Origin of the sequence: Nonomuraea sp. NPDC004580 (assembly GCF_040609855.1) — a bacterium.
In the GTDB taxonomy this organism is placed as follows: domain Bacteria; phylum Actinomycetota; class Actinomycetes; order Streptosporangiales; family Streptosporangiaceae; genus Nonomuraea; species Nonomuraea salmonea.
On record NZ_JBEXLH010000091.1, the window covers coordinates 22,164 to 28,364 of the forward strand.

Sequence of the window (6,201 nt, forward strand, 5' to 3'; positions counted from 1 at the left end):
GGAAAACTTTACCTATTTCCGAATCCGCGACGTACACGGGGTTTTCGGGCCTCTTACCAGGTCAGAGGCTGGAAAGTCCCTTTGGAGTACTTGCAGATACTTTTGCGAATTATGTACTTTTGCGGGTCGAGGGACCACCGCAGCGCGTGACCTCGCATCTTTGACCGGACCGTACGCCGTCTCCGGCGTACGGCCGCCGAATCCGCGTCCCGCGGAACCGGGGACCCACTTTCCGGGGTGAATCGGACGCCCGCTCATGCCCGTGTCCGTAGGGCACTTCCAGTCCCGAACCCGTCAGCTAACCCGGTAGGCGGCATGGAAGCAAGGAGTCAACATCCGCATGGCCAAGCTTGCCGAGAACCGCAAGCGCCTCGGACTGGCGCTCGGCGGAGCCGTACTCGCCGCCGTCACCGCCGTCACCGGCACCGCCGTCACCGGCACCGCACACGCCTCCACCACCGACCAGGTCGCCCCGCACGAGGCGGCCCAGCACAGCTCCGCCCTGACCTACGGCCTGGACATCTCCCACTACGAGCCGCTGTACGACTGGAGCGCCAGCTCTGCGCAGTTCGGCATCATCAAGGCCACCGAGGGGACCGACTTCGTCGACTCCTCCTTCGCCAGGCACTGGCGGGAGCTCGGCGAGAAGGGCATCGTGCGCGGCGCCTACCACTACGGCCACCCCGCCGACGATCCCATCGCCGACGCCAACCACTTCCTGGCCGCGGTGAACGCCCAGCCCGCCAAGGCCGGTGACCTGCTGGTCCTCGACCTGGAGACGACCGACGGCAAGTCCGTCGCCGAGGTGAACGCCTGGGCCAAGGCGTGGCTGTCGTACGTGGAGAACCAGACCGGCACCAAGCCGCTCTTCTACAGCGGCTGGAACTTCGCCGACACCTACGGCCACGGCCTGGCGCAGTACCCGCTCTGGGTCGCCCACTACAGCCGTGCCAAGGGCGCGATCACGCCGCCGGCCGACTGGAAGTCGTGGACGATCCACCAGTACACGGACGTCCCCATCGACCAGAACGTCTCGGCTCTGACGCCCGACCAGCTCCGCGCCCTGGGCCGCCAGTCCGTCTGACGTCTCGGGCGTTCTACCCGGCGGCGGCCCAGTCGCCGTAGCGAGCCCCGCCGAGCCGCGCCTCCCCCAGCGGCACGAGCGAGTGCTCGCCCAGCTCGCTCCCGAAGTAACGCGCGTGCGGGTCGGTGACCACCTCACGGGGGTCACCGAGCCCCGCCAGCGCCTGCCGGACGAACTCGTCCATCCTGACCCGCTCCGGCCCGGCCACCTCCAGCCGGCCGTTGAGCGGCGTACCCTCCGCGACCTCGCACAGCACCGCGGCCACGTCGTCCCCGGCGATCGGCTGGAACAGCACAGGCGCGATGCGCACCACTCCCCCGTCGGCGGCCTCGTCCGCGATGCCCTTCACGAACTCGAAGAACTGGGTCGCGTGCACCAGCGAGTACGGGATCCCCGACTTCTCGATCAGCTGCTCCTGTGTGACCTTCGCCCGGAAATATCCGTTGTCCGGCATGCGTTCGGTGCCGACGATGGACAACGCGACATGGTGCCCGACCCCCGCCTCCGACTCGGCGGCCAGCAGGTTGCCGGTGGAGGTCTCGAAGAACTCCAGGACGGCGGCCGGTTCGAACGACGGCGCGTTCGACACGTCGACCACCACCCGCGCCCCCTCCAGCGCTTCGGCGAGACCCTCGCCGGTGAGCGTGTTCACCCCGGTGTGCGGCGATGCCGCCACCGCCTCGTGGCCGTCGCGCGACAGCCTGCTCACCAGCTTCGATCCGATCAGGCCGGTCCCGCCGACCACCACGACCTTCATGACACGCCTCCCCCTCGCCGCAGTCCACCGCACCCTCCCCTTGCCACCTCCCGCTAAGCCCTCGGCTCGGCAAACTCCCGGCCTCGCGGTCACAGACCGCGAGGCTGCGCTGTCCTAGCTGGTGACAGGCTCGCTGAGCGCCTGGGGAGGAACCTGATGAGACACGACCATGCCGCGCTGCTCGCGGCCGTCCCGAACCCGTGCCTGGTCATGGCAGGGGACATGACGATCGTGGCGGCCAACCAGCCCTGCCTCGACGCCTGCGGGCGCGAGCGGGACGAGCTGATGGGCATGCCCGTGCTCATCCCGCGCGCCGACGAGCTGCACGAACGGGCGCGGGCGGCGCGGCGCTTCACCGCCGACGCCTCCCACGAGGTCCGTACGCCGCTGGCCGCGCTGCGCGTCAAGGTGGAGGCGGCCCGGCGGCACCCGGACGACGTCGACGTGACCGACCTGCTCGACCACGTCAGCGACGACCTCGACCGGCTGGAACACGTCACCACCGACCTGCTCCTGCTCTCCAGGCTCGAAGCCGGCCTCGACGACCGCGAACTGACCGACGTGAACCTGACCGCCCTGGTGGAGTCGGCCTCGGCCGGTGTCGGCGACGTGAGGCTCCGCCTGGACCCCACAGTCCTCACGCACGCCTCCTCCACCTACCTGACCCGCCTCCTGGCCATCCTCCTCGGCACCACCCGCCGCCCGGCGACCGTCACCCTGCACCGCACGGCCGACTACGCGGAACTTCGCCTGACCAGCGACGACCCCTCGGAAACCAGCGGCGAGCCGGCCGGCGACCAGGGAGGCACCGGCCTCTGCCTGGCCATCGCCCGCGCCATCACCACCGCCCACCACGGCAGCCTGCACGTCGAGACCCACGGCGCGCACGTCACCCTGCGCCTCCCCCTCCGTCCAGGCCCACGAACCCACCCCAGCACCTGACCGCACCGAACAGAACAAGGAAGTTCAGCACGTGACCAGTCGCCATCTCGAGAACACCGTCGCGATCGTCACCGGCGCCGGCTCCGGCATCGGCCGGGCCACCGCGATCGCCCTGGCCAAGGCGGGCGCGCACGTACTCGCCGTCGGCCGCCGCCCAGCCCCTCTGGAGGAGACCGCCGCCCACCACCCCGGCATCGCCGTCCATTCCGCCGACATCACCGCGGACGGCGCCCCGCAGGCCGTGGTGAAGGCCGCGACGGACCGCTGGGGCCGCCTCGACGTCCTGGTCAACAACGCCGGCGGCACAGCCCTCATGCCGCTGGCGGAAACGGACGCGACGCGCATCGCAAACCTCCTGGCCCTGAACGTCACCGCCCCAAGCCTCCTGGCCCACGCCGCCCTGCCCTACTTGCGCAAGACCCGCGGCACGATCATCAACATCTCCAGCACGTACGGCCACCGCCCCCTGCCCGGCGCCGCCCACTACGCCGCCTCAAAGGCCGCCATCGAACAGCTGACAAGAAGCTGGGCCCTGGAACTGGCCGCGGACGGCATCCGCGTCAACGCCGTCGCACCGGGCCCCACGGAAAGCGAGGCCCTGACCGCCGCCGGCCTCCCGGAGGAGACCGTCACCCAGATCAAGCAGGACGAGGCCGCCAGCATCCCCCTGGGCCGCCGCGGCGTCCCGGAGGAAGTGGCCACCTGGATCCTCCACCTCGCCGACCCCACCACAACCTGGCTCACCGGCCAGGTCCTCGCCGTAGACGGCGGCCTGAACCTCACCTGACCAGCGAACCGACGAGCAGCCGACGCCCTTTACGGGCGCCTGCTGCTGTCATCACGGGTTCACTCGGTGAGATCACGTATGGCTCTGCGGATGAGCCGCCGAGACGCCTCGGCGTCCACGGCATCTTCCACGAAACGGTCGGAGATCGCGTCGACGTAGCACGACGTACGGCGCCGAGCAGCTGCCGTAACGGCTGTGGCCTGGGGAAACCCCTGTGACGGTCATGGGACACGAGGAGCAAGGACCCCCAGTCTGCTCATATGAGCAATTTTGGGCTCAAGTGTTGCATCGGGGTTAATTCCCGACTTACGGTGCGTTACCTACGTCACATACGGAGGCCCCTATGAGTAGATTTCGGCTGCTCACAATCCCTGCACTCCTCCTGATCTCCGCCCTGACCGCCTGCTCGGTGTCGTCCACACCGGGCGGGTCGGCGGAAGCGGGCGGCGAGAAGTCCGGCGGCCCGGTCGCCATCGGCTTCAGCCAGGCCACCCAGCAGTCGCCCTTCTACGTCCAGCTCCGCGAGGGCGCCGAGGCCGCCGCCAAGAAGGCGGGCGCCTCGCTCTACTTCGCCGACGCGGGCGGCGACGTCACCAAGCAGAACAACGACATCCAGGACCTGATCACCCGCCAGGTGGACGTCCTGCTCGTCAACCCGGTCGACCCCCAGGGCGTGCAGCCCGGGATCGCCGCGGCCAAGGCGGCGGGCGTGCCGGTCGTGACCGTGGACCGGCCGGTGCCCGAGGGCGCCGTCGCCCAGGTCGGGCGGGACAACAAGGCGATGGGCGAGCTCGTCGGCAAGCGGCTCAGCGAGGCGCTCGGCGACAAGGGCGGCAAGGTCATCGAGATCCGCGGCGACGCGGGCGGCGCGGTGGCGCGTGACCGCAGCGCCGGCTTCCACGACGCGGTGAAGGGCAACCCCAACATCAAGATCGTCGAGGGCCCGTACTCGGACTACGTGCGCTCCAAGGCTGTCACCGCGATGCAGGACCTGCTCCAGGTGCACCCCGACGTCGCCGCCGTGTACGCGCACAACGACGACATGGCGCTCGGCGCGCTGCAGGTCCTGAAGGAGAACGGCAAGGACAAGGTCCTGGTCGCGGGCGTCGACGGCCTCATGGAGGCGGTCAAGCAGATCCCCGACGGCCAGTACGTGGCCACCGCGCTCAACGACCCCCTGTCCCTCGGCGCCAAGGCCGTCGAGACCGTGCTCAAGGTCAAGAACGGCGAGCAGGTCGAGCCGAGCATCGACGCGGGCACCGCGCTCATCGACAAGGACGACGCGGCCCAGTACATCGGCGACGGCGAGTTCGCCGCGGCACAAGAGAAGTAGGAAAGGCACAACGATGGCGGAAACCATGCAGGCGGCGGTGCTCCACGCGCCCGGCGACATCAGGGTCGAGCAGGTGCCCGTGCCCGAGCCGGGCCCGGACGAGGCGCTCGTACGCGTGGCGGCCTGCGGCGTGTGCGGCTCGGACATCGCGCGCATGCTGCAACCGGGGATCGCCTACCACTTCCCGATCATCTGCGGGCACGAGTTCTCCGGCCACGTCGTCAGGCTCGGCGCGAACCTGGCCGCCGAGGGCACGGTCCGCGAGGGCGACCTGGTCACCGTCCCTCCGCTGATCCCGTGCCGCACCTGCGGCCCGTGCACCCAGGGCCACTTCAGCCTGTGCAAGAAGTACGGCTACTTCGGCAGCCGCCGCGACGGCGCGTACGCCCAGTACGTGACCGTCCCCGCAGGCAACCTCATGGTGCTGCCCGCGGACCTGGACCCGAGGGCGGCGGCCATGATGGACCCGGCCGCGATCGCGCTGCACGCCCTGTGGCGGACGAACATGCGCGGCGGCCGCCGGGTGGCGGTGGTGGGCGCGGGCCCGATCGGGCTGTTCGCGGTGCAGTGGGCCAGGCTCGCGGGCGCGTCCGAGGTGCTGGCGATCGAGCTCAACGAGCAGAAGGCCGCGATGGCCACCGAGGCGGGCGCCACCCACACGGCGACCAGCGCGGAGGCCGCGGCCCAGGTCGCGGGCGAGGGCTACGACATCGTCATCGAGTCGGCGGGCGTGCCCGCCACGATCGACCAGGCGGTGGCGCTGGCGGGCCGGCACGGCGAGGCGGTGTTCATCGGCATCCCGCACGACCCGGTGGTGCTGCCCGAGTCCACGTTCAGCTCGTTCCTGCGCCGCGAGGTCACCCTGCACGGAGCGTGGAACTCCTTCTCGGCGCCGTTCCCCGGCGACGAGTGGCGGACGGCGGCGCGCGCGCTGGCCTCCGGCGAGCTGGCCTGGAAGTTCATGATCACCCACGAGCTGGGGCTCGACGCCCTGCCGGAGACCATGGTCGCCCTGGGCGAGCGGTCGATCTTCAGCTCGAAGGTCCTCTTCCTGCCGAACGAGGAGTGAGCATGGCTGCCTTCCTCGCCCTCGACCTGGGGACCGAAGGCGCCCGCGCGGCGGTCTACGGCGACCAGGGGGCGCTGCTCGGGTCGGGCGCCGAGGCGTACCCGACCCGCTTCCCCCGGCCCGGCTGGGCCGAGCAGGACCCGGACGACTGGTGGCTGCTCCGCTCGGAGCAGGCCAGGCGCCGCCGCGAGCACGAGGCGGGCGTCGCCGAGCTGGCCATGCAGGAGCC

General features: G+C 70.6%; 7 protein-coding genes and 1 riboswitch. Of the genes, 6 read left to right on the forward strand and 1 reads right to left on the reverse strand.

All coding sequences use genetic code 11. The features are described from left to right. Positions 1-184: 184 nt before the first annotated feature. Positions 185-328, forward strand: a riboswitch (cyclic di-AMP (ydaO/yuaA leader). A gap of 12 nt (positions 329-340) precedes the next feature. Further along, a complete protein-coding gene (locus ABZW11_RS43625; protein ID WP_355431547.1) occupies positions 341-1,084 on the forward strand; it encodes a GH25 family lysozyme in 744 nt (247 codons plus the stop codon). A gap of 13 nt (positions 1,085-1,097) precedes the next feature. On the opposite strand, the gene ABZW11_RS43630 is transcribed toward ABZW11_RS43625, so the two are convergent. Further along, positions 1,098-1,841, reverse strand: coding sequence for an SDR family oxidoreductase (locus tag ABZW11_RS43630; RefSeq protein WP_355431549.1), 744 nt, complete (start codon positions 1,839-1,841; stop codon positions 1,098-1,100). A gap of 156 nt (positions 1,842-1,997) precedes the next feature. Between ABZW11_RS43630 and ABZW11_RS43635 the strand changes: the two genes are divergently transcribed. The 5 genes from ABZW11_RS43635 to ABZW11_RS43655 form a co-directional block, all read left to right on the forward strand. After that, positions 1,998-2,783: a PAS domain-containing sensor histidine kinase gene (locus tag ABZW11_RS43635; RefSeq protein WP_355431553.1), complete on the forward strand. Its 786-nt coding sequence runs from the start codon at positions 1,998-2,000 to the stop codon at positions 2,781-2,783. A 31-nt stretch (positions 2,784-2,814) separates the two neighbouring features. After that, on the forward strand, positions 2,815-3,570 hold the full coding sequence (locus ABZW11_RS43640) for an SDR family oxidoreductase (protein WP_355431555.1): 756 nt from the start codon (positions 2,815-2,817) through the stop codon (positions 3,568-3,570). Between the two features lie 343 nt (positions 3,571-3,913). Further along, complete coding sequence (locus tag ABZW11_RS43645) at positions 3,914-4,903, forward strand: substrate-binding domain-containing protein (RefSeq protein WP_355431558.1); 990 nt, start codon at positions 3,914-3,916, stop codon at positions 4,901-4,903. 13 nt (positions 4,904-4,916) lie between these two features. After that, complete coding sequence (locus tag ABZW11_RS43650) at positions 4,917-5,972, forward strand: galactitol-1-phosphate 5-dehydrogenase (RefSeq protein ID WP_355431561.1); 1,056 nt, start codon at positions 4,917-4,919, stop codon at positions 5,970-5,972. Between the two features lie 2 nt (positions 5,973-5,974). Continuing rightward, positions 5,975-6,201, forward strand: a 227-nt coding sequence (locus ABZW11_RS43655; protein WP_355431564.1) for an FGGY family carbohydrate kinase, incomplete at its 3' end; no start/stop codon positions are given.